The following is a 22597-nucleotide window of genomic DNA, read 5'->3' as shown; positions in this document are numbered from 1 at the left end:
GCGGCCGTAACTGCGGCCTCCAGCTCGCCGACGACAGTGACGGCGACGCCATCGCCGAGCCCGACGACAGCCGCCACATCGAGCCGTGCAGCGGATCCGACTGGGCAGCTGGAGACAGCAATTCCCGCCGTGCGGCTCCCCTACAAGCCGGCGGAGGGGGCCCCCGCACTCGACGACGTCAAGATCCTGAAGACCGCTGCCGACCCCTGCGGAATCCCCGCCGACGACTCCGGCAACGAGGCCCAACTCCTCGATGCTCACGCCGACGTGAATGTGGTCATCGTGACGTTCGAGTTCACCAACCCCTGCCAGGCGCCGGTCAGGTACTCCTTCCACGTCACCCAGGCAATCGGCAGCGCTACCGGGTCATCCGGCGGGCCTGGAGTCGACGCGACAACGGCACCCATCCAGCCCGGGCGGTCGATCAAGTTCGACGTCAACGTCGCGCCCCGATCGACCCTGACCACCGCCCAGGTAGAGCAGCTCTGGATGGGGGTCACCCGGATCGCCAAGGCGTGACCGCGCACGGGGCCAGCAGCCTCACGCTGGCGCCCGCACCGGTCAGGCACCGCTCAGCGCCAGCGTGAGCCGCCGCTGCATGTCAGCCTGCTGCTCCACCGTGGGCAGCTGAGTGCCGTGGTAGTGCTGCTCAACCGTGACATGCCGCCCCGCCGTGGCGGCTTGCGGGCCCTGCGCGGCAAGGTGTCGAGCCAAGGCGATGAACGCCTCCGACTGGTCGGGGGTGAGCACGGCCTCGGGCCTGGCGAGCCCGTTGACCGGCATGGTGCCGGGCATCAGCCACCCGCCCTGGTCGTAGCCCTTGGGCGGCAGGCTGGGGTTGGCCTGCTGGACGCGGCTGATGCTGCCGTAGCGGCCCACGATGTAGCGGATCGCTGCGGCAACGTTGGCGACCGGGTCGTAGATGTCGGTGCTCGTGCCGGGCGCGTGGTTCGACAGGAACGTCGACATGATCGTCTGGGCCAGGCCGCGGGACGGGTCCCCGTTCTGAGCGTTGATGTCGGTGTTGTTGATGGCCCGGGGATTCCAGCCGGACTCACGCTCGATCAGCGTGTTGAGGCCAGCGCGCCACTCATCCTGCGTGCCCGGCGGGGGCACGCCCGCGGCCTGGAGCGCCGCGTCGATGATGGACAGGTGATCACCGGTGGGGATGGGGCCCCCGCCACCGCCACCGCCGCCGCTGGGAGCGGAGTGGTGTGCGCCCAGGATCGCCTGAACCATGCTGTGGATCAGCGACGTCGGGATCCCGAGCATCAACTTCGCGTAGTTGCCGCTGGCGCCCTGGGTCCCGATGAGCGCGGCCAGCGCGTTGGTCAGGGCCTCGCCATTGCCCGTGGCGATCGCTGCGGTGATTTTCGCGAGGTCCCAGCCCTTGTCGATCAGACCACCGACGAAGCCCTTGATGCCGCCGAGGATGCCGCCACCCGAGAAGTGGTTGCCGACGGACTGCCGGCCGCCGCCATACTCCGCGTTCAGCGCTAGGACGGCACTCGGGCCGATCGCCTGCACTGCCTCCGGCACCAGCACACCCTCACCGGGCGAGAGCATCGCCGGAACGGTGTCCTGCCCGGGGGCATAGCCGGGCACGACGCCACCCGTGGCGAAACCCGTGATGATCGGCAGGTCCAGGCTGTGCATACCGAGCGCGCCCGTGACCTGGTTCCACAACTTGGCGATCCCGTTGTCGTACACCGTGTTGACCAGGAAGGCCACGGGATCCTTGAAGATCGCACCCAGGGTGTTCCAGACCTGCTTGAGCTCATTGACGAAGGCCACGGCGCCCTGCTTGATGCCGGACCACATCGGCTCGAAGACGCCGTGCCACAGCCGACTGGCCTGCTGCTCGATCCAGTCGACCGCCTCGCGCCAGTGGCTCACGAAGCCGAGGATCGCCGCGACCACCTCGACGATCGCGCCGATCACGGGCCCTGTCAGCTTGCCTGCGAACTCGACCAGGATCCCGCCGAGCCGGAGCACCAAGCTGACCAGCGGCAGCAGCGACTCGATCAGCCTGACACCGGCCGGTATCACCGGCAGGAGCGCCTGAAGGGTCTGAACCAGCCCGACCTGGAGATCCTTCGCCAGGAACTGCGCGAGCTGCAGAACAACCGGCACCAGCGCCTGGAACAGAGGCGTCAGATCCTGGCCGATCTGGCCAATGATCTGCCCCACCACCGGCAGCAGCGGGGAAAACGCCTCGACCACGCCGGTGATCGCCTGCGCCACTGGCAGCAGCAACGGCCCGAGCGCCTGAAAGATCGGCTTCAGCCCGTCGCCGAGGGCGCCAGCCAGCGTCGTCACGGCTGGCAGCAGAGCCGCGAGCGCAGGCGCGAGCGCCTGCGCAGCCTGCCCGACCACCGATCCCAGTAGCGTGCCGATCGGCGCCAAGGCCTGCCCCAGGGTGGACAGCCCGGACGACAGTGGTCCGACGAACGGGCCGAGCGCCTTCACCACGGCCGTCAGCCCGTTGGCGATGCCGGCGACCGCGCCACCCAGACCGTCAGCGGCGCCCTTCTGCGCCCCGAGCTTGGCGAGCGCACCGACGAGGTTCTGGACAGCCGGGGCAACCGTCTGGGCGAGCTTCAGGCCGTTGTCGATCAGCCCCTTGAGGACGTCCTGCCCGGCCTGCGACTGCAGCGCCGACCCGACCGTGGAGAACACTTTGCCGATCTCCGCGCCCATCGCCGCAACGCCCGCCGTCAGCGCGGGCATCGACTGCGACAGACCCGTGACGAACTGCGCCAAGCCCGGGGCGACCGCGTTCTGCGCGGCCTCCTTCATGCGGGTCAGCGCGCCATTCATCCCCAGGATCTGCTCGACCACGGCCCGCATCGCCGGAGTCATCCGCGACAAGTCCTTGGCGAGCTGGTTGGCGGCCTCGTTCTCCGTCGCCTTCATCGCGGCCCACTGGAGCTGCTGCTCCTGGACCACGTTGGAGACGTTGCGCTCCGCCAAGGCGACGCTGCGGGCGTCCATCTGTCGCTGGTAGGCGGCTTCCTGCTCGGCCGCCGTCAGCTGCATCTGCGCTTCCTTGATCTGGGAAGCGTTGTTGAGCTGCGTGTTCGTCAAGCTCTGCTGCGCGATGGCGTACTGGGCCTGCGCGTCGGTCTGCCCGTACTGTGCGGCGACGACGGCCTGCTTAGCCTTGATGATCTCCTGAGAGCCGTCGATGCCCTCCTGGTTAGCCAGGTTCGCGCGGTACTGGGAGGCGGTCAGCTGATCCTGCGCGTCCACGAGGCGCTGCTGGGCCTGCTCGACCGCCAGCGCGGCCTGCTGCCGGTCCAACTGCGTCGAGTAGGCGTTCTCGTCGACCAGCTTCTGCTGGTAGATCGCCTGCTGGATGCCGAGCTGGGCCTCCTGCACGCTCAGCTTGCTGTCGGCGAGCTGGTCGTCCAGCTCCCGCAGGTTCTCCCGCGCCCGCTCCCACGCCTGGTTCAAGTTGTACTGCGCCTCGGACAGCGCGTAGTTGGCCTGCTGGACGCCCTGCTCGGCCTGCACCACCGACTGCAGGGCCTGCACCTGCTGCGCGGCAGCGGAACGCTCCACCGACGCCAGGTTCATCTGCGCGGACTCGATACTGCGGGCCGAGGTGATCGCGTCCTGCGCCTGCTGCATGCGGGCGGTGGTGACCTGCTCCTGCGCCCCCTGCCGCTGCACAGAGTTCGAGAACTGGATCGCAGCGGTCTGCTGAGGCAACATGCCGATGTTCAAAGCGGCCTGGTGAGCGTCCCCCAGAGCCTTGGCGACAGGACCGAGCGACAGCGCGCCCGCGCCCGCGAGCAGGCCGCCGCCCATGGCGGCGCCGCCGATGCTGGGCAGGAGGCTGGTGATGCCCCCGACGATCCCCAGCGGCATCTTGTACTCGGACAGGCCGCCGAGTCCGCCCTCGCCGCCGGAGCCGCCGACGTGGGGCTTCGCGGACTCTGAGTTCAGCTTCTTGAGGCGCGCCTCGGCCCGGTCGACCTTCGCGTTGAACTCGCCGTCGTCCAGGTTGAGGCGAGCCTTGGCCTCTTTCGAGTCGAGCTCGGCCAGCTTCGCCAGCAGACGGTCCAGGTCCGCCATAGCCCGGGTCAGGCCCGCCGACGCCTGGACGCGGATCTGCGCGTCCCGGGTCTGCAGCTCGTCGAGGCGCGCGCGCAGGATCTCCAGCCGGCTCTGCGCCTTCGCGATGTCGGCGGTGACCTTCGGGGTCGCCTCCTTGGTGCTCAGCTCCTCCAGCTTCGCCGTCACCGCGTCGATCTGGGCCTGCGCCGACGCCATCTGCGGGGTGACCGCAGGCCGGGCGATGACCGAGTTCAGCCGGTCGATCTTCGCCTCGATCGCTTCGACCTTGGCCTGTGCGTCGGAGATGTCTGCGCGCACCCGTGGCGACGGGTCGGTAGAAGACAGGGCGTCCAGGCGCTCGCGGATCTCGCCGATCTTCGCGCTGGCCTCGCCGTCCTCCAGCCGCACACTCGGCCGGGCCGTGCGCGCGCCGAGCTCGTCGACCGTGGCCCGCGCCCTCTCGGCGCCGGCGTCGAGCTCCCCGGTGTCGAGCTGAACCCGCACCCGGGCATGGGCCCCGGCAGTGGCCTCCTCCAGCTTGGCCTGCAGCTCCTCGCGGAACCCCTCGGCGTCCGGGGACACCGTCACGAACGCGCTGGCAATACGGAAGCCTTCGGGCACGATTCACCCCCCGGGCGATCCGTAGCTGAACAGGCCTGCGAAGGCGGGATCGGCTGCCAGGGCTGTACGGGTCCCGGGGTTGATCTCCTCGTAGCGGCCGGGCGCCATATGTGGCATGCCCGCGGTGTCGCCGTCGCCCTGCTGAGCGGTGGCCCGGACGCGCATCACGCCCTCATAAGCGGGCATCCGCCACGCGAGCCGAAAGAACGTCGGGCCGTCGAGGAGCGTGATGTCCGCGATGCGATGGAAGACGCTGAAGTCCGAAGCTAGGTCGTCGAGATGGTCCAGCACCCAGCCGACCTGGACGATCCGGTCGACTACGCTTTTGGGAGCTCCAGAGCGCCCATGGTCTGCCGCGTGGCGATGTCAGTGATGTGCTGGAACTGCTCCGGGGTGAGCTGGTCGTACTCGCGCAGCGCCCGGTAGCCCTCCTCGCCGAGGAGACTGCTGAGGAGAAAGTCCGCGGCGACGGCGTCCCCCTGGTCCTTGGCGACGTGCATGTACTGCAGGGCGACGTTCATTCGCGGCCGGGCCGGGATCGTGTACTCGACGTCGTCGATGTAGAACAGCGGCACCCGCTGTTCGTCCACCTGCGGCGTGGTCGTGAGACGCAGCACCTCGAAAGCAGGCTCGGCGGAGGCTGACGGCGCGGAGGGCGGGAGCGCCCCTCTGGACGGCTTCTTGCTCGCGGTCACCTTAGCGGCCACAGGGTCCTCTCCTACGGGCGGGAAACGTCAGGGAGTTGCTCACGCCGTCTGGTCGACGATGTGAACCGGCGGGATGCTGCTGCTCACGTAGTACGCGCTGAAGGTGCAGTCGTAGGACTGCTGCGTCTTCTTGTCGTAGGCGAGCTGCGCCTTTACCTGCGACAGCACCTTGCGGACGATGACCCGTCGCAGCGCTGGCTGGCCGGTGGAGAGCATCGGCGCCCAGCCATCGATGATCAGGGCCGCGTAGCTGGGCTGGGTGGACGCCGAGGTGACGGGTATGTCCAGCGTCGAGTAGCCGCTGTTCGTGGCCAGGGTGCCGATGTTGTTGAGCGCCGTCTGCAGGTTGGTCAGCGTCATCTCGGCCAACTTGGCGGTCACCGTCATCTTCATGCCGGTGAGCCGCGCGCCGACCTCCATGGTGATCTGGTCGACCTGGAGGCCCGTGTAGGTGTTGTCGACCTCCCAGGTGACGCCGCCGTCGGTGCCGCCGACATCGGTCCAGGGGGCGCCGGGCGGCGTGGTGGGGCCGTTGGGAGTGACGGCGGAGTCGAGGGGTTCGGTGCTGCCGAAGGCGGCGACGTACAGGCGGGCCGGTCCGAGGACCAGGTTGGCGGCATTCACTGCCACAGGGATCATCCCCTACGTGATGGGTGCGGGCATGAGAAAGGCCCGCGCGAAGCGGGCCGGGAACTGCGCGGTGCAGCGCGGGTTAGAACACGCCAGCGTTCTGGAGCAGCGCGACGCCGGTGACGCTTGCCGGGGTGCCGAAGTCCACGAACATCGCCCCGCCGGGCTGGTTCTCGTCCGTGGGGAACGGGCCGACGATGTTGGTCGCGTTTGTGGCGAGGGAGGCCGTGATCGGGGAGACCGGCTGCCCTTCGATGGTGGTCCCGATGTTGACGATGACAGTGCTGCTGCCCGCGGTGGTGTTGCTGGACTGCGGGGCGAGGCCGCTGTTGGTGGGCGGGGCGGTCAGCGTCAGGTTGGTGCCGATCGCGGTCGGGGACCCGGCGGTCTGCTGGCGGGTGTAGCTGGCACCGCCGGCCTGGGTGATGTAGGCGTACCAGCCGGTGGCGTTGCCCGCGGCAGCCGGGGAGGTGACCGTGATGGTGGAGGTCGAGCCGGTGGTCGTGACGCTGGAGGATGCGGAGGCGACGGTCTCGCCGGCCGTGTTGGTGTAGGAGACCTCGACCTGGTAGGTGCCGGCGGCGACGGTGCCGCCGGTGGCCGCGGTGGACACGCTGGGTGCGGCGGGTGCAGTGAGCTGCCCGAGTTGGACGTGCAGCACCTCACGGCCGGTGTTGGTGAAGGACACCCCGGTGTTGGCGCCGAGCGTCGTGGCGCCCAGCAGCGAGGTGAGGTTGAGCGGCGATGCGGAGCCGGTCTTCGGCTGGGTGGTCGCGGTCAGGCTGAGACGGGTCATGCGACGACGTCCTCCTTCGGCTTGGGCGCCTGCTTGGCGGGTGCGGGATCCACGGCGGGCTGCGGGGCGGTCTCCTCGACTAGGAGGCCCTGCGCACGGAGCACCTGCACCTCGTCATCGGGGACCTCGACAGGGTCGGGGAAGAAGGTCGTGCGGACCAGAGGCATGACGTCCTCGCTCAGTAGAAACGGTCGTTGACGGTCACCCAGGACAGCGCCAGGTCCGCCTGGTACCGGGCGTAGTCGCCTTGGTCGTCGTAGAGACGGCGAAAGGCGGTGGCCAGGTACGCGCTCTGCACGGCCGCCGTTGGGTAGGCGACCCCGTTGGCGCTGATCTGAAGGGGCCGGGCGATGGCTCGCCGGTCCCAGGTGGCTCGGCGGATGGCGCCGGCCAGGGCCGCGGCCTGGTTCCAAGGCGGCTTGTTGCTACCCGGGACAGTGGCCCAGCAGTCGAGCTGAATCACTGGCCGGTTGACCGGCAGCTGTGGGTCGGGGCCGCCGCCGACCACGGCCACAGTGACGAACCCGGTGGCGACCCACGGGGCCGGGCTGCCGTCGGCGTTGACGTCGGGGGGCAGGGTGGTGCCGACCATGGCCGAGGTGAACCCGGGGATGGTGGCGATCCATGCGGCTGCGACGAGCTCATCGGTGCCGTCCAGCGGCAGCACAGGAGTGGTCACCGTGGACTCCAGTTACTCGCCGCGCTGCTGGAGCAGGGCCGGGCGCAGGAACGGCTGCGGCCGGGTCCCGGGGTGGTGCACTTCTCGGACCGGGTGGGCGGCGCCTTCCCAGTGCAAGGCCTGCTTCCCGTTGGGGCGGATGACGTGCGGGCCGGTGCCGAGCTCGACGTAGGCGGCGTAGGTGCGGCCATCGGCGCCGCCGGTCGCGGAGACGACCAGGTCGGTGCCTTCCAGGTGGTGTTCGATGCTGGCGGCGAGCGCCCCGGTGTTCTCGGGGCAGTAGCGGGCGGCGTCAGCGGCGATTGCCGGGCCGAGCTTCTCCGTGAACAGCCGGGCCACGGCAGTGGCGACTTCGTCCTCCCAGGAACCGTCGGTCTCGACGCGGGTCACGGGCACCTCCTCAGTCGGAGCCGGTGGTGACACCGGAGCGCATGCGCAGCGTCAGCGTCTTCGGCGGCGGGTAGTAGCCGATGCCGGGCTGCTCCTGAATGTTCTCGATCATGAAGTAGTGGCCGGTCGTCTCATCGCGGATGGTGTCCGTGGTCCGTACGTCGGCCCAGTTCGGCACGACGCAGGTGATGGAGCGGATGATCTGCTGGCGCTGCGTTGCCGCGTCGAAGGCGGTCTGCTCGGTCTCCGCCAGGGCGGCGGGAACACCGGTGTAGGTGGGCACGCCCACGTCCGTCGCATCGCCGTAGGCGTTGACGCTGGTGCCGCGCATGATGGTGACGGTGCGGTTCCAGAACCGTAGAACTCCAGTCGCTCCAGTCGCTCCCCCACCGCCGAAGCTGGGCCGCCGGCGGGCCATCAGACGACCCGGCGGTAGTCGTCGAGTAGCATCTCGACCTCCGTCGCCAGCGCCCCGGTCCCGCCCGCCAGTTGCCCGGACAGGGATTGCGTAGCGATGGCGTCGATACCCTCCAGCGCCTCCACCGTGGCGGCCAGCACCGCAGCGTGGATGACGTCCGCCGGAAGCGCCGACACCACCGCTCCCACGGGGTGGGACTGCGTGAGCGGCTGCGCGAGCTGAATCGTGCCAGGCCCGGTCTGGACTGCGGTCGTGGTGTTCGGCAGGATCGTCGGCGTGGTGGCGGCGGCGCTGCTCACGGTAATGGTCTCCGTGGCGGCCCCGTCGTAGCAGAACCCAGCCACCCCGTGCGGCCCGCCCCAGCCGGTCACGTCATCCACGCTGATCACCGTTGCCCCTATCGGAGCTGCTGCGGTGAGGCCGGAGTGCGCCCACCCCGACGAGTACGAGGTCTGCACCTGGTAGCCGCGGCGGCCCTGGCGCCAGTCGATCCAGCCGCGGGCCACGTCGATGACACTGCCGCCCGACGGGCCCGTCGCCGGAACGGGGCCGGAGAACGACACCGGTGTGCGGAGCCGGAACTGACCGGCGGGCACCGGTACCCAGGCGGCGGGGAACGATCGGGACGGCGAGACGAGTACCGCCCAGACGTCCGACAGGTGCCGGTGCCTCGCGATCAGTGTGCCGAGCTGCGTGTGCCGGTCGACGGCGACCCGCGGCCCGCCGGGACCCGAGTGCGTCTCCGTGACGACCACCGACCGCAGTGGCTGCCGACAGTAGGAGTCGACGACAGAGGTCGCGCTCCAGCAGACCTGCTGGATCTGGGCGAGCTGCGACGGGGTGTCCGCCGTCAGCGTCGGGATCACCTTCCAGGAGATCCCGGCCGGCTGCGCGAGGAGCATGCCGGGGGTGATGTAGGGCGTGGCCATGCGCAATCACCCCCAGGAGTGGCGTGGCGGGTCGAACCGGAACTGTCTACTCGGCGCTGGATCCATCCGGTCGAGCAGCACTTGCCTTGCGGGCACGGGAAGCCTTTGCCGGGGTCTCGTCGGCAGTGGAGGCCTGCTTGGCCGCGTTCACCGTCTGTGCGGCCCGCACCAGTTGCTGCACCGCGTCGAGGAGTGTGGCCGGGTCCTTGCGGCGTTCGATCTCCTCGATGACGAGGCGCTGCTGGCGCTCGACGTCGGTTTCCCAGGCCGGGAAGCCGCGCAGTTCCTCGGCCAGTTCCTCCGGCAGGTCGAAGCCGCCATGGTCGGGGTCGGCCTCAATGCGGCCGTGGCGGGGGTCGTCGAGCGCGGTTGCGCCCGTACGCGAGTAGAGGCGCATGCCTGCTCTCCTTGAGGGTGAAGGAACGGGTTCGGCCGCCGGACCGGCGTAGATCAGCGGCCGAACAGGCTGAAACTGACGCCGGTGAACGTCGGACTCCCGGTGCCGCTGACGGCCCATCGGATCCTGCCGTTGTAGGTCAGGTTGTAACCGGTCGAGATGTTGCCCGCGACCGTGCCGGCGAAGTTGAGAACAGCACCGGAGATCGCGGTCGCATTCGAGGTAAGGACCCAGTTCCCGAACGCGTCACGGACGTCGAAGAACACAGCGAGCCCCGGTGAGGTGCCGGTCGGGGCGTTCGCGACGTTGACGACCAGGAGGCCGTTGGACACCGACGAGACGTCGATCAGGCCGCCGGTAGCGTTGTTGACCTGGTTGGTGATGTTCGCGGAGACGGTGTCCGAGTTGCCGGTCAGCGTGAGCCCGTCGGCGCGGAACAGCTCCTGCGTGGCGGTGAAGTTCGGGTAGGGGACACCCGCACGTGCCGGCGGCATCCGGACCTCCTCGGTGTCAGGGCAAACGAGGGCCGAGGGCGGGGCGCCCTCGGCCGGGAGCTATCAGTAGCGGCGGACCTTGCGCTCTGAGAGGTTCTCCGAGCGGCTCGTAGCGCGCAGATGCTCGGGGCGGACGCAGCGCCGAACATGACAGGTGTGATGCACATCCAAGCCTCCGGGTATGGCGCCGTGGGCGAGGAAGTACGAGTACCTGTGGGCGTCGATCATCTGGCCATGCTTCGCAGCGAAGCGCCCATAGCCGGTCTTGCTGTGCACGCTTGCCGTCCACAACCAGCACGAATCGGTCTTCTCTACCTTCGCCCAGAATCGCCGTTCCGGGGTCCGCTGTGATGGCCGCTCGACGCTGGGGTCCCTGAGCCACTTGCGGTAGCACGGTCTGCACAGGGTCCGCTTGTAGATCGGCTCATCGCCATCGCACTCTGTGCAGCGCTCAGGCGTCAAAGGCTTGGGCCGTTGAAGTATGGGCTCAGGTACATAGCCCCAGGAGTCGCCTCCTCTGCCGCGGGCAATGTTCTCGCGTGGGGTGACGGGCTCCAAGTGCTCGGGGTTGCAGCACCGTCGATGTGGGCACTGGACGCTGTCCGCGCACTTGAGGTCAGCCGTGTGGCAAAGGTGGTCGAGGTGGCGGCCTTTGGGGATCGGACCGACCAGGTACTGGTAGGCGATTCGGTGAGGGAGGCGTGTGCCGGTCCCGGCGCCGAACTGGCCGTAGCCTGTGGCGGCATGGATGTACCCGGTCCAGACCCAGCAGGGTCCAAGGTCGGGGCGCTCCCTGGGTATGGGGCCGCTCTTGTTGACCTGAGCCCAGAAGCGGCGCTCGCGCGGATCGGTTGTTTCACCGTGGGCCTCCTCGCGCTTGGCGTGCTTGTTGCACAGGCCACGGCGCTGGGGCCTGGAGTTGCACCCTTGGTGTGTGCACTCCCTTTCCTGACGGACGTACCGCCGAACGGGATGAAGCGGATCCCCATAGCTGCGCCAGATGCCGTAGTGCCTCGCGCACCATCCCCGGCCGACCTTCTTGGCACCGCATTCGGGGATGGTGCACGTCCGGTCGGGATCCAACGTCATGGCGCCCCTTAGTAGGAGGTGAATTCCTATCAGGATACGCCGAGTTGAGCTCCGACTAGCGCAATTTCTCAGTACAACTGCGCTGTTCAGGCCACGTTTTGGAGGGAGGCCATTGCGACTGGCGCCCTATTCAAGAAGGCACCCACACTGCGAATTTCGAATTCACGACGCGGACCGCCACCTGCGGTGTTGGCGATGCGGGAGATGCCGTAGTCGAACTGGGCGGTGTCGCGCAGGGCCCGGTACTCCAGCACGGAGCTGATGTTGGCCTGCGGGAACGGGACGCGGTCGGTGCGGGCGATGATGGTGCCCGGCGGGAGGGAGGTGTGGACCTCGATCGGCACGGTGACGCCGCCCGCGGGGGCGTTGACGATCTCGCCGACGCGGCCGCCGGCGGTGACGGAGACACGGCCGGAGGCGTCGGTGTTCAAGTAGGTCGTCGCCGACGACGAGCCGAGGATGAGGTTGGCGATTTCCTGGGCCTGGCTCGCGTTGACCATGATCGCGGTCGGGGAGCACTTGACCTGCTGCCACAGCGGCAGGAACAGCAGGTTCTCGATCTCGGTGATCGATCCGCCGGTGAGGGTGAGCGCCGCCCCGTTCAGGGAGTTGTTGATCGACGGGTTCGGGGTGCCGGTTCCGGGCTGGGACCACTGGCCGGCGCCGTTGTAGTCGCCGGCGAGGGAGGCGAGGAAGCCGTCGTACTCGGCGGGCGCGGCAGAGCCGTTGTCGGCGGCGGCGTTGTACGTCGGGGAGGCGTTGGCGGCGCCCTGCCAGGAGGTGGACAGGTCGGGGGCCGCGGTGAGCGCGGGCAGCGCCTGGTTGGAGCTGATGACCTTGGTCATGGTGACCGTGTTGACCGTGGTGGTCGTGTAGTAGTACCAGGTCGTCCCGTTGGAACTCTGGAACCAGTCGTAGCAGACCGCGCCGCGCACCGAGGCGACGGTCGCGGACACGGTGTTGGTGCTGCCGGCGCCGGTGGCGATGCTCGCCGAGTTGCCCTGGCTGTTGCCGTTGCCGTAGTAGTAGCCGGTTCCGGTGCGGGCGGCGACGCCGACGTAGACGGTGGTGGTCGCGGCGATGGTGCCGCCGCTGGTCGACGTGGTCAGGGTGGGGGCGGCGGGGCGGGCGAGCGGGAACGACTGGCCGCCCATGAGCTGCCGGTCGTCGCCGATGAGGACCTGGTTGAGGACCTGGAAGGTGGCGATGGCGAACGGGTCGCCGTAGCCGTGCGCCAGGTCGTAGGCGTCCTGCGTGACGAGGCCGGCGAACCCGGTGGGCTTGTAGCGGGCCTGGAAGTCCTGCTCCTGGAAGGCGACTTCGTTGGCGGCGTAGTCGAAGCCCATCGCGGGCGAGGGCTGGCTGTTGGTGAGGTTCATGATGGCGCGCCACACGGCGTAGGGGTTGCCGTTGGGGCTCATCACACGGGCGACGATGTCGCGGAACGGGGTGACGACCGGGATGAGGGAGACGAGCTCGGAGAGGTCGTAGGACCAGATGCCGGTGTTGTTGAGGATGCCGCTGGTCTGTGCCTTGCTGATGGCGGCGAGCGTGTCCTCGGTGACGTTGGCGAGCGGTGCGCTCAAGGGGTGCCTCCTGGGCATGCGAAAGCCCCCGGGGCGCTTGGCGCTCGTCCGGGGGCTGCGGGGTCTGTGGGTGCGGGTGGGGCTACCGCTGGTGGATCGCCTGGAGCGCGGCGATGGCGGCGGTCTGCATGTCGGTGGCGGCCTGGTTCTGCTCAACAGCGGTGCCTCGGTAGAGGACGCCCTTGAGCTGGCGGGCCTTGGCGACGTCGACGGCCGCGGGTGCGCCGTGGTCCTGGCCGCGCAGCTGCTCACGCGGCGGGGTCGCTCCGTTGGTGAACACCTTCGGGGTGGCGGGCTGCTCCTCCAGCACCCTGACGCGGCCCTTGAGCGTCTCGACGAGGTCCGCCAGCTCCAGGACGGCATCGCCGGTCTTGGCGATCCGCTCTTCCTGGTCGGCGCTGTGCTTGGTCAGGACGCTTTCGACCGCAGCCAGGAGGCTGCTCTTGAACATCTCCGAGAAGGTGGTGTCGTCGGTCTGGTTGGTCTTGGTGACCGCATCGTCGTCGGGCGACGGCGCGTTGGCGGGGGTGCCGGCCTCGGCCGCGGGCTGCGGTTCGAGGTCGGGCGTGTTGTCGGCGGCGGCCGGGGCAGAGGTGTCGTCGGAGCTGTCGTCGGAGTCCGTGTCCATGTCGTCCGGCTCGGCCTCGGCGTTGGCCACCGGGGTGACGTCCGCGGGGTCGACGATGCCGATGAGGCGGCCCTTCTGGTCGTAGACGACGACCACGGGCGGCTTGTCGCCGTCGGCCTTGGCCAACGGCTCGCTGTCGGTCTCAGGCGCGTCGGTCTTCTCGACCTCGGCGGCGTTCTCGGAGGGGGTGGGTGTGGCCATGTCGGGCTCCTCGTGGGCGGTCTTGGCGACCGGGGCTTCGGGCAGTGACGCCAGGACCCGCTGGAGGTGCTCGGTGGCGGTGCGGATCGCGGTCTCGTTCGCGGCGGACAGGACCCGGCCGGCCTTCGCGACCTGGCCAAGGGCTTCGACGGTGTCGAGTGCGGCAGGGTCGAAGCCGCCGAGGGCCTTGCCGACCTGGGCCATGGCTTCGCCGCAGAGTTCGGCCTCGGCCTGCTCGCCGACGGCGAAGGAGGCGAGGGTGTCGATGACGTAGTCCAGAGCGCACTGCGCGTCCTGGAGATCCCACGCGGCTTCGGCATCGTCGGGGTCGGCGCTGGCTGCCTCCAGCAGTTCCCGTTCGGCCATCACGCCGAGGGCGTTCCGCAGTCGGACGGCGATGCTCGTCCACTTCTGGGCTGTGGCGGCGTCGATGGCCTCCCAGGCGGGGGACCCGGGGTCGTTGGGGTCGCCGGGCGCGTCGTCATCGGGTGCGGCGAGCACCATAGTGGGGTCGAGGCCGTCTTCGGAGTCGTCGAGGTCGGCGCCGATGCCGGTGTCCTTGGCGACGTCGTCGCGGCCGCGGGCGCGCTGCGCGGCCTCGTGCATGAGTTTGGCGATGGCCCCGGGGCTGCCGGTCATGGTCACGGTCTCCTCCTGGGACTCGGCGGTCTTGCCGATCAGGTCTCGTACGAAGCCGGGGTCCATGAGGCCTCGGCTGTCGGCGGCGTGCTTGGCGATCAAGAAGGTGGTGCCGTTGGCGGCCTTGTCGACCAGGTCCACCCGGGGGATGGTCGCGTCGCGTAGCTCGGTGAATTCGTCGTCGGGTGTGGTCATCAGCTGCTCCGGTTGGGGATGCGCCGCGCCATGCCCTGCGGCGAGAAGCCGGTGATCCGGCCGGACTTGTAGAGCTGCCAGGCGGGCTCGTCGAGGATCGCGCCGACGAGCCAGTCGCCGGCCTTCACGACGGTGCCGTCGCCGAGGTCCCAGTCCGGGCCGCGCCAGATGTACGACTCGACGACCGTCGCGGCGCCGGTGGTGCCGTCGACATGACCGATGCCGACCTGGGCGCCGCCGTCCTGGAGGAACGACCAGGCGGCCTTCTCCAACTCGGCTGGCGTGAAGAAGTCGCGGCCGCCGTCGGCGCCGCGCTGAATGCGGGGGTCCGGGCCTGCCTGGTACGCAATGCCCAGGACGTAGCGCTGCTCGGGCACGGGGCACCTCCTAGGCAGGGAGGACGGCGCAGCGGCACCGGGGGTGGGCGGGAGGTGTGGTGTCGCCGCTGGGGTAGGCGTGGCCGATGGGGATCGGTCCGGCGGCGGCGTTGGCGTCGCAGACCGGGCAGACGTTGCCGTCGGGTTCGGTCTGCCACTGGCCGAGTGCGATCCCGTTTCGCCGGTAGTTGTCGGCCGTGCCGGCGGCGATGCCGCGGGTGGTTTCGGTGATGACGGCGGCGTAGGCCCGGTCTGGGTCGGTCATTGCCGCGTGCATGGCTGTGCCGATGGTGCGCGGCGCATCACCGGCCATGACTCCGGCGGCGAGGGCCTTGGCCGCGTCCTTGATGCGGGACGCGGTCAGCGTCGCCGCGGCGGCTGCGGCCCCGGCGGTCAGCACCGTGAGGGCCGGCCCTGCGCCGTGGCTGTCGATGCGGTCTTGGGCCGCGGCCCGGTCGCCGGGCGCCCAGCCGTCGAGGCCGGCCGACTCGCTGCCGGTCACGGCCGCGGCGGACGCGGTGCCGACGAGGTAGCCGTCGGTGTAGAGGCCGGTGAGTGCATCCGTGAGCGCGGGCCCGGCAGTGATGCCCTGCCCGGCGAGCCAGGTGACGGCGGCCACGGTCAGGGCCTGCTGGTCCACGCCCCGACCGCTGTTGCCCGCACTGAAGGTACGGGCAAGCCGGGTGGATGCCGACGCGGTGAGCGCCGTGCCGAGCGCGGCGGCGATCAGCGGCGCCCAGTAGCGGGCGGTGCGCTCATCCTGCTCCCAGCCGGGCCAGCCGTCAGGGCTTTTGGGCCGGCATCACCGGCCTTCGCCACGTCTGCCTGCTCGTTCTGGCCGAGTGCGGCAAGGACGTCGGGCAGGCTGGCCAGAAGCTCCCGCCGCACCGCGGGGTTGCCAGCAAGGAGCGCCGGGTCCCACCATGCGATCGCCTCGATGTGGTCGCCGTCGGGGTCGTCGGGGTTGTCGACCTGGTCGCGGCCGCTGGCGACGGGCACCATGTCCTCGGAGTCGACCACCCACACGAGGCCCTGGTAGATGCCGTCCGCACTGACCCACGAGCCTGCGGAGGATCCGGGGGGAGGGATGCAGCCCGTCTCCTCGGCCCACTCTCGCCACGCGCCTTGAAGGGGCGTCTCGGCGCCTTCGAGGTGGCCGCCGGGGAACTCCCACATGCCAGCCGCGGGGTCGTCCGGGTCGAGGGCCCGCTGGATCATCAGAACCCGGCCGGTGTCAACGGCCTGCACCGCGAGCCCGGCGACGGCGACCTCGCCAGCTGCCTTGCGGACGGCGAGGCGGCCCGTCTGGTTGAGGCGCCGGGCCTGGGACGGGTCGAGGTGCTGGAACGTGAAGTTACGCCAGTGGCCGTCGCGGCGTCGGGTGCGGGCGAACCGGTGGAACGCCCGCAGCTCCTGCTTGGCCAGCTGCGCCCGGTCGTCCTCTTCTTCCTCGTCGTCGATGGGGCGTACGAGGTCGTAGCCGGTGATGCCGGTGGCCGAGCTGATGCCCGCGGTGGGGCCCGGCGGTTCCGTCACTGCGCCGCCAGCCTCCGCGTCCTTGGCCACGTCCGAGGCGTGGACGAGCTCGTTGTACTGCGCCTGGTAGGCATCCTCGGCGGCGGCGGAAGCGGCCTGGTCGGTGGTGCCGGGGGCCGGCACGGTTCCGGGCGGTGGCACGTACGGCTGGGCCAGGACGGGCTGGTCCTTGGCCGGGCCGTACGTCTCGGGGTCGACCTTGCCGGCGATGCCGTCGATGGCGAGGAGCGGGATCGGGCCGACGCGGGGGGTGCTGAAGAAGCGGGGGGTGGGCCGGGTGGGGTCGGCGGGCAGGCCCAGCAGGGCTTCGCGCGCCTCGTCGGCGGAGGCCATGCCGGTCTCGATGTAGACCTGCCACGTCTGCGCCAGCTGGAGGCGGTCCTCCTTTTCCTGCCCGGTGTCGAAGCTGAACGCAATCGGGAGACCGAGGTCGTCCTGCAGGAAGCCGCTGAGGACCGACTGGATGTAGGCGATCAGCGGGAGGTCGCCGACGCGGTGCTGGACGTCTCCCTGTGACTCGGAGGAGGACAGGTTGACGGTCTCGGTGAACCCGAGGTCCGACGGGACGACGTGGTAGGCGGCGCAGGTCTTGCGCATCAGGAACAGGGAGAAGGTGTCGGAGAAGTCCTTCTCGTTGCTCCAGGTGATGCCGGATCCGCCGGGCATCCATTTGATCTGGTGCTTGGCGGCCTGGTCGCCGAGCATCATGGCGTCCCATACGGACTGCCATTCTTCGATCTGGTCGGGGGTCCAGGTCTCGGGGGCGGACGCAAACGCCTCCGGCACGTTGCCCTCGGTGAACCTCGCCAAGAAGTGGGCCTGGAACCGCAGGTCCGTGTTGGCATTCAACAACACGGTCTCCAGCGGGGCGGTGCCGTACGGGCTGTTGGCGCGTGGCCGGAACGGCTGGTAGATGAGGTCGTTCCTGGTGAGCCAGTTCCAGGGGAGGCCCTGCACGTACTGGACGTAGCCCTCGGCGGGCGGCTCGGGGATGTTGCCCCAGTAGTCGAGCAGCGGGGCGATGGTGGTGCCGTCCACGACTCGAAGGCCGATGGCGTCACCGCGGCGGTTCCGCAGCCGGTACAGGGTGCCCGCGTCGTACGCCAGGACGTCGTACAGCCATGTGGCCAACCAGTTCGCGAACGGTGTCTGCCGGTCGGGCTTGGCGAGGACGGCCATTCCCTTGGCGATGGCCGCCTCGGCGTCGCCGTGGAAGCCCGGCGCCGGCGTCAGGGACCAGTCGAGCGCTCGGATCGAGTCGATCCGGTGCCAGATGCAGGCCTGCGCGACGTCGTAGGACTCGATCAGCCCGCGCAGGGTGTGGAAGGAGACGCGCTCGTGGAGGCGGGGCCGGGCGGCGATGTTGACGCCGGTCTGGAAGTCCCGGCTGCGGGGCTGCCGCGAGTAGCCGTCGAACGGCATCTGCGGGGTGCCCGGCGCGAACGGCGTCTGGGAGGTCATCTGGGCGGCCTGCTCGGCCGCCTCGATCTGTGCGGGCACCCGATTGCCGGCCCCGAAGGCCTTGGCGATGCGATCCCGGATGCCCACGCCGCCTCCCGTCAGGGGTTATTGGCGCTGTTGGCGGATCGCGGCATCGCGCGCTCTCTTGCGCGCTGCGGCGGGGTCGTCTGGCTCCGGTGCAGGGCCCGGGGCGTCTTTCATCTCGGCGTCGGACGGCTGAGCCTCCGCAGCCTTGCGGCGCCCGTAGGCGAGCCACGCGTGCGCATCCAGGCCGCTGCCGTCGAAGAACGCCAGGAGCAGGGCATCGGCGTTGTCGGGTGAGCGGCCGATGCGCTTCTTCGTCTCGGCCTTCGGCTCCACGACGATCCGGCCGGCGGCGTCGATCGAGTACTTCGGCGCGGTGAGCTGGGAGACGAGCCGTTCCCGGTCGTCCGGGTCGAGTTCGGAAAGGTCCCAGCCGCGGTCTTCGGACAGCTGGCGGCCGATCTGCCACCAGATCTGCGACCGAAGCCGGGCGAACTTCGCCGGCTCACTGCTGCCTTCGGACACGTTGACGCCGATGATCTCCGCATCGTGCTCGCCGCGGGCCCGGCGCTCCCGGAGTGTCCCGACGATGCCCCAGCCGATGCCGATGCTGTCGACTTTGACCTTGGTGGCCTTCGATTCGCGGATCGCGGCGACGATCGCGTGGACGACCTTGGTGGGGTCTTTCTCGCGGCTGCGCCACTCTCGGCCAACCCGCGTGCCGCGGCGTTCCCGGATGACGGTTTCGTCGCCGCCGGCGCCAAGGTCGACGCCGAGTTCGACTGGGGCGAGGTCCGTGTACTTGAGTGGTTGCTCTGGGGGGAGCGCGCAGGCCCGGATCGCGGACAGCCGGACGACGCCGTCCTCGGCATCGGAGGGGAACTCGCCGAGGACTTTGGAGATGTAGGTGGGGGACTGCTCGCCGAACTCAGCGCGCATGTCGGCTTCGTACGCACTGGAGACGAGCATCGGTCGCAGCTCGGCCGGCACAGACTCGCTGGTGAAGTTCGGGGTGTCGAACGCCGAGATCCGAATGACGTTCCACCGGTCCGTGTTGGCGCAGACCCGCGCGAACTGGGAGCCGGGGTCGTCCGGGTTGCCGATCGCGAGGATCCGGCAGTGCTCGCCCGTGGCGATGGCGTTTGCGGCGGTCCAGAACTGTTTGTTGATGCCGCAGGCCTCGTCGAGGATGACCAGGACGTATTTGGCGTGGATGCCCTGGAACGCGTGCGGGTTGTAGTCGCTCGGTTTGCGGCCGAAGGCGATGAGCCGCTTGCCGAGCTTCCAGTCCGTCTCGTTGATCCGCCCGGGTAGTGGGGTGCCGCGTGCCGCAGCGGTGGAGAACGCCGCGTTGATCTCCGACCACAGAATGGCTTTGACCTGGTCGCCGGTCGGGGCGGTGGTGACCACCCGTGCCTCGCCGGCCGGATGGGTGTCGAGCCACCAGGCGGTCAGGCGCGAGGCGACGAACGACTTGCCGACGCCGTGGCAACTCTGCACGGCGGTCAGGCGGTGGTCCCGCACCGAGGAGGCGATCGCGACCTGCTTTGACCACAGGTGTTCGCCGAGCTTCTCCCGCGCCCACAACGCCGGGTTGGCGGCGTACTCGTCGACCCGAGCATGCTGCGCACCGTGCTCTTCGAGCCTCCGGGCTGCGAGAACGAGGGGGTCGGCCCGCACAGGCCACCTCCTTGCGGCCTACACGGAACGCAGGTGTCGTGCCGCGATGGTCTTGGCCTCCGCGGCCTGGACGCCGGTGACGCCGAGGTGGGCGAGGACGGCGTCGATCGCGCCGAGGATCCGTTCGGCCTGGGCCTCGGAAATCGTGGCGAGGCGTTCCTCGATGTTCAGCCTGGCGATCGAAGAGAGGACGGCGTTGGCCCGGTCCATGGCTCGTTCGTAGAGCTGGACTTCGGCGCGGAGCTGTTCTGCGCCGGCGCCGCCTTCGTAGCGGATCTCGTCGCCGATGCGGTTGACGAGGGTGGCGGTGGCGGTTTGCCAGGCGACGACCTGGCCGGCGAGCTGCATGAGGGCGGTGAGGGGGTCGTCGACGGGTTGGACATCGAGTTCGGCGAGCACGGCGCGGACCTCCTGCTCGGCGATGTCCTGCGCGGCCCTGACCTTCTGACCTGGGGTGTTGCCGCCGTGGAGGCGGCATCTCCCCGTCCCGGGATGCGAAGTGCCCCAGCCGGCGCGCAGGCCGCAGTACTCGGCGGATTCTTCCTGTCGGGTCTTGGCTCCGCAGATGGGCTTGTTGCCGGCGGTCATGGTCAGGCCTGCGGGGCGGGCTTCTGGATGTCGGCGGCTGCGGCCTTGGCGTCGGCGACGGCTTCGGCGCCCATGGCCTTGGCCTCCTGGGCGACGTCACCACCGATGGAGGCGGCGTCGGCCTTGACCTCGGCGACGAGCGGGCCGGCATCGACGGCGATCTTCCGGGTGTCGGCGCCGACTTCGGTGGCGAGGGCGGTCTCGTCGCCGCGGAGACGGTCCCAGAGCTTGTGGGCCTCGTCGGCGAGGTGGTGGCCCTCGTTCTGGAGCTTGACGACGAGGGCGTGGAAGTCGTTGGCGATGGACATACGGGATCTCCTTGCAGTGAGGGCGGTGGCTGTTCAGCGAGGGGCTGGGATGAACTCGGCGGTCACGGGGGCGGTGATGCGGTCGGTGTGGCGGGCTCGGCAGGGCGGCCCGTCGTGCCACCAGCGGCGTTCGCCGAGCCAGGCGGGGCGGCCGCAGCGGGAGCAGACGCCGGGGATCGGGTCCCAGCGGCTGGGGTCGGTGAACGGGGCGTCGAGGGCGCGCCACGTCTTGGGGTCCAAGTGCACCTCCGGTTCGGGGCTCGCGGCCTGGCGGGACGGTGGGGTGCCAGGCCGCGAGCCGGGCCCGCCGCCCTCAGGGCGGGCCGTCCCCGCCGGCCGGCTCGCGCGGGCGGCACACGGCGGGGAGTTCGCGGGGATCAGGCGGCGCGGCAACCTTCGGGCAGCACGGGGACGGCCCCGGGGCCGGCGTCGGTGGCGGCCGGCAGCTCGCGAAGGTCGTACCTGGTGCCGCGCGGCGTCTCGTGGCGGGCGATTCGTCCCTCCGACGCCCACCGCCAGATCGTGCCGATGGGGCGACCGGTCCACAAGGCGGCTTCACGAGCGGTGACGAGTATGGGCTCCACCGGGTGCACCGCCTTGCCGGAAACGCGAAAAGGGCCACCCGAATTGGGTGGCCCTTTCGACAGATGTTCTAGTTGATCAGATAGTCGCTTCGGTCGGGTGGCTTGTCAAGCTGCGCTCCGTATGGGCGGCGTGTCGGAGCCGCGCATGGTTGCGCCGAGGGCCAGCCAGCTCGTTCGCGGCCATGTGGTGCCGCATCCGCCGCATTTGATCTCCAGGGCCCAGGGCGAGACCTTCAGTCGCTCGCCGCAGGGGAGACCGCCATCGTCCGCCCCGGCAGGGCAGCAGCCGATCGGCACTCGCTGCTCCCACTGGCCGGTGACCGTAGATTCGGCGCGGGAGTGAAGCGCGTTGATCAGCTTCAGCTCGGCGGCGATGTCGGCGTAGTTCTCGCACGCCCACGGCAGGTTGTTGGTGAGCATGGTGACGCAGCCGGCGAGGCTGTGCTCGTAGTCGCCGCGGAACGGGAGCGGCTCCCAGTCGAGGTGTATGCGCCAGCGCTGCTCGATGCCGAGGAGTGAGGAAACGATTCCGCCGGGGCCCCGGAGGTCGAGCGGGGTGAGGGCGACAGGGAGCGGTGCAGTACCGGATGCGCCGGTGATGCGGCCGGTGTTGCTCGCAGATGCGGCGGGGGTGAGCTTGTCGCCGAGCTGGTCGTAGAGGCCCGGCAGGGCGCGGAGTTGGGTGGTTGCGCGGTCCTCGCAGATGCGGCAGGCGTGCCGGTCGAGTTCGTCGTGGCGGAGGAGTCGGGGGCAGTGCGTGCACCGGGGGGCGTCGGGGTCGATGTCGGTGGGGGTGGTGTGCATGCTGGTCCTCCCGGGGCGGCGGGGTGATCAGCCCAGTGTGGCACCTACCGGGCGTGCCTTGCCCGTCCGGTGACCCGGCAACCGGGCCGCTACTTCTGGAAGTCGGCCGCTGCCGCGGCTACGACCTCGGTGGCGACGTTCTTGAGCTTGCCGCCCATGGTGATCTGTGCGCTGACGGATTCACTGCCGCTCGCGCCGCTGCGGAGGGCGTCGGCGACGAACGCCCCGAGTTCGTCGAGGGTCATGTGCTTGTTGCTGGCGGTGTGCTTGATCTGCTTGGGCATGGCGGCTTCTCTCGCGCGGTGGGATAAGTCAGGCGCCCGGTGCCCATTCGGGCCGGTAGTCGGGGTGGTCGGCGTACGGCAGGGCGAGCAGGCTGAGGACGCTGTCGGCCATCGACATCATGCCTCGGCTGTCGTGGTTGACCGCGCCCTCACACTCGTCGAGGATGCGCCGCTTGGCGTCGACCTCGGCCACTACCCGTGCCGGGTCCCACCGTTCGATGTGCGCCCACTCGGCCCGGTTGTTGGCGACGAGGACGGTCGGACTGTCGCTCGCACGGTACTCGGACCCGGGAGGTTCGAGTAGCCCGCGCTCGAATGGGACGATCTGCATCCACCGACGGCTGCGTACTGGCTCGGCGCGCCACACCTCGGGCGCGAAGCCACCACAGCTGATGATGCGCGCCGTCTGCTCATCCTCGTCGAGACGGGCGCGGAGAAACTGCACCAGGGCGTCGGTCATGCCTCATCCTCTCGCGGGAGCGCCCGCCCC

The 22597-nt window shown here is 69.9% G+C and carries 26 protein-coding genes; 1 reads left to right on the top strand and 25 read right to left on the bottom strand.

Going from position 1 to position 22597, the window contains the following annotated elements:
- Positions 1-129 precede the first annotated feature (129 nt).
- A complete protein-coding gene (locus ACIRVF_RS08355; RefSeq protein ID WP_402815433.1) occupies positions 130-519 on the top strand; it encodes a hypothetical protein in 390 nt (129 codons plus the stop codon).
- A 42-nt stretch (positions 520-561) separates the two neighbouring features.
- On the opposite strand, the gene ACIRVF_RS08350 is transcribed toward ACIRVF_RS08355, so the two are convergent.
- The 25 genes from ACIRVF_RS08350 to ACIRVF_RS08230 form a co-directional block, all read right to left on the bottom strand.
- Positions 562-4683, bottom strand: a complete 4122-nt coding sequence (locus ACIRVF_RS08350; protein WP_402815431.1) for a hypothetical protein — start codon at positions 4681-4683, stop codon at positions 562-564.
- 3 nt (positions 4684-4686) lie between these two features.
- Positions 4687-4974, bottom strand: a complete 288-nt coding sequence (locus ACIRVF_RS08345) for a hypothetical protein (RefSeq protein WP_402815429.1) — start codon at positions 4972-4974, stop codon at positions 4687-4689.
- A 26-nt stretch (positions 4975-5000) separates the two neighbouring features.
- Positions 5001-5300, bottom strand: coding sequence for a hypothetical protein (locus ACIRVF_RS08340; RefSeq protein ID WP_402815427.1), 300 nt, complete (start codon positions 5298-5300; stop codon positions 5001-5003).
- A gap of 129 nt (positions 5301-5429) precedes the next feature.
- Positions 5430-6020 carry a hypothetical protein gene (locus tag ACIRVF_RS08335; RefSeq protein WP_402815425.1) on the bottom strand — a complete coding sequence of 197 codons (591 nt, stop codon included), beginning with the start codon at positions 6018-6020 and terminating at the stop codon, positions 5430-5432.
- An 82-nt stretch (positions 6021-6102) separates the two neighbouring features.
- Positions 6103-6816: a hypothetical protein gene (locus ACIRVF_RS08330; protein ID WP_402815423.1), complete on the bottom strand. Its 714-nt coding sequence runs from the start codon at positions 6814-6816 to the stop codon at positions 6103-6105.
- Complete coding sequence (locus tag ACIRVF_RS08325) at positions 6813-6983, bottom strand: hypothetical protein (protein ID WP_402815421.1); 171 nt, start codon at positions 6981-6983, stop codon at positions 6813-6815. Before ACIRVF_RS08325 ends, ACIRVF_RS08330 begins: the two co-directional genes overlap by 4 nt.
- A gap of 11 nt (positions 6984-6994) precedes the next feature.
- Positions 6995-7495 (bottom strand): hypothetical protein, encoded by a 501-nt coding sequence (locus ACIRVF_RS08320; RefSeq protein WP_402815419.1) that lies wholly within the window; start codon positions 7493-7495, stop codon positions 6995-6997.
- 12 nt (positions 7496-7507) lie between these two features.
- Positions 7508-7885 (bottom strand): HK97 gp10 family phage protein, encoded by a 378-nt coding sequence (locus ACIRVF_RS08315; RefSeq protein ID WP_402815417.1) that lies wholly within the window; start codon positions 7883-7885, stop codon positions 7508-7510.
- Positions 7886-7895: 10 nt separating this feature from the next.
- A complete protein-coding gene (locus ACIRVF_RS08310) occupies positions 7896-8216 on the bottom strand; it encodes a hypothetical protein (protein ID WP_402815415.1) in 321 nt (106 codons plus the stop codon).
- Positions 8217-8302: 86 nt separating this feature from the next.
- Positions 8303-9232, bottom strand: coding sequence for a hypothetical protein (locus tag ACIRVF_RS08305; protein WP_402815413.1), 930 nt, complete (start codon positions 9230-9232; stop codon positions 8303-8305).
- A 46-nt stretch (positions 9233-9278) separates the two neighbouring features.
- Positions 9279-9629: a hypothetical protein gene (locus ACIRVF_RS08300; RefSeq protein ID WP_402815411.1), complete on the bottom strand. Its 351-nt coding sequence runs from the start codon at positions 9627-9629 to the stop codon at positions 9279-9281.
- Between the two features lie 53 nt (positions 9630-9682).
- Positions 9683-10123 carry a hypothetical protein gene (locus ACIRVF_RS08295; RefSeq protein WP_402815409.1) on the bottom strand — a complete coding sequence of 147 codons (441 nt, stop codon included), beginning with the start codon at positions 10121-10123 and terminating at the stop codon, positions 9683-9685.
- Between the two features lie 63 nt (positions 10124-10186).
- On the bottom strand, positions 10187-10399 hold the full coding sequence (locus tag ACIRVF_RS08290) for an HNH endonuclease signature motif containing protein (RefSeq protein WP_402815407.1): 213 nt from the start codon (positions 10397-10399) through the stop codon (positions 10187-10189).
- Between the two features lie 899 nt (positions 10400-11298).
- Entirely contained in the window at positions 11299-12798 is a 1500-nt protein-coding gene (locus tag ACIRVF_RS08285; RefSeq protein WP_402815405.1) for a hypothetical protein, read from the bottom strand.
- A gap of 82 nt (positions 12799-12880) precedes the next feature.
- Complete coding sequence (locus tag ACIRVF_RS08280; protein ID WP_402815403.1) at positions 12881-14461, bottom strand: hypothetical protein; 1581 nt, start codon at positions 14459-14461, stop codon at positions 12881-12883.
- Positions 14461-14838, bottom strand: a complete 378-nt coding sequence (locus tag ACIRVF_RS08275; RefSeq protein ID WP_402815400.1) for an XkdF-like putative serine protease domain-containing protein — start codon at positions 14836-14838, stop codon at positions 14461-14463. Before ACIRVF_RS08275 ends, ACIRVF_RS08280 begins: the two co-directional genes overlap by 1 nt.
- A 10-nt stretch (positions 14839-14848) precedes the next feature.
- The gene (locus ACIRVF_RS08270; protein WP_402815398.1) at positions 14849-15478 is read right to left on the bottom strand and encodes a phage minor head protein; all 630 of its coding nucleotides are present in this window, start codon (positions 15476-15478) and stop codon (positions 14849-14851) included.
- Positions 15479-15564: 86 nt separating this feature from the next.
- A complete protein-coding gene (locus ACIRVF_RS08265) occupies positions 15565-17922 on the bottom strand; it encodes a phage portal protein (protein WP_402815397.1) in 2358 nt (785 codons plus the stop codon).
- A gap of 18 nt (positions 17923-17940) precedes the next feature.
- Complete coding sequence (locus tag ACIRVF_RS08260) at positions 17941-19539, bottom strand: hypothetical protein (protein WP_402815395.1); 1599 nt, start codon at positions 19537-19539, stop codon at positions 17941-17943.
- Between the two features lie 18 nt (positions 19540-19557).
- Positions 19558-20127: a hypothetical protein gene (locus ACIRVF_RS08255; protein WP_402815393.1), complete on the bottom strand. Its 570-nt coding sequence runs from the start codon at positions 20125-20127 to the stop codon at positions 19558-19560.
- A 2-nt stretch (positions 20128-20129) separates the two neighbouring features.
- Positions 20130-20435, bottom strand: coding sequence for a hypothetical protein (locus ACIRVF_RS08250; protein WP_402815391.1), 306 nt, complete (start codon positions 20433-20435; stop codon positions 20130-20132).
- Positions 20436-20468: 33 nt separating this feature from the next.
- Positions 20469-20675, bottom strand: coding sequence for a hypothetical protein (locus ACIRVF_RS08245; protein WP_402815390.1), 207 nt, complete (start codon positions 20673-20675; stop codon positions 20469-20471).
- Between the two features lie 449 nt (positions 20676-21124).
- Entirely contained in the window at positions 21125-21823 is a 699-nt protein-coding gene (locus ACIRVF_RS08240; RefSeq protein WP_402815388.1) for a hypothetical protein, read from the bottom strand.
- A gap of 89 nt (positions 21824-21912) precedes the next feature.
- Positions 21913-22107 carry a hypothetical protein gene (locus ACIRVF_RS08235; protein WP_402815386.1) on the bottom strand — a complete coding sequence of 65 codons (195 nt, stop codon included), beginning with the start codon at positions 22105-22107 and terminating at the stop codon, positions 21913-21915.
- A gap of 28 nt (positions 22108-22135) precedes the next feature.
- Positions 22136-22567, bottom strand: coding sequence for a DUF6221 family protein (locus tag ACIRVF_RS08230; protein WP_402815384.1), 432 nt, complete (start codon positions 22565-22567; stop codon positions 22136-22138).
- Between the last annotated feature and the right edge of the window lie 30 nt (positions 22568-22597).

Origin of the sequence: Kitasatospora sp. NPDC101157, from assembly GCF_044768255.1 — a bacterium.
In the GTDB taxonomy this organism is placed as follows: domain Bacteria; phylum Actinomycetota; class Actinomycetes; order Streptomycetales; family Streptomycetaceae; genus Kitasatospora.
The sequence above is the reverse complement of the archived record's forward strand: the minus strand, read 5'-3'. Positions and strand labels throughout refer to the sequence as shown.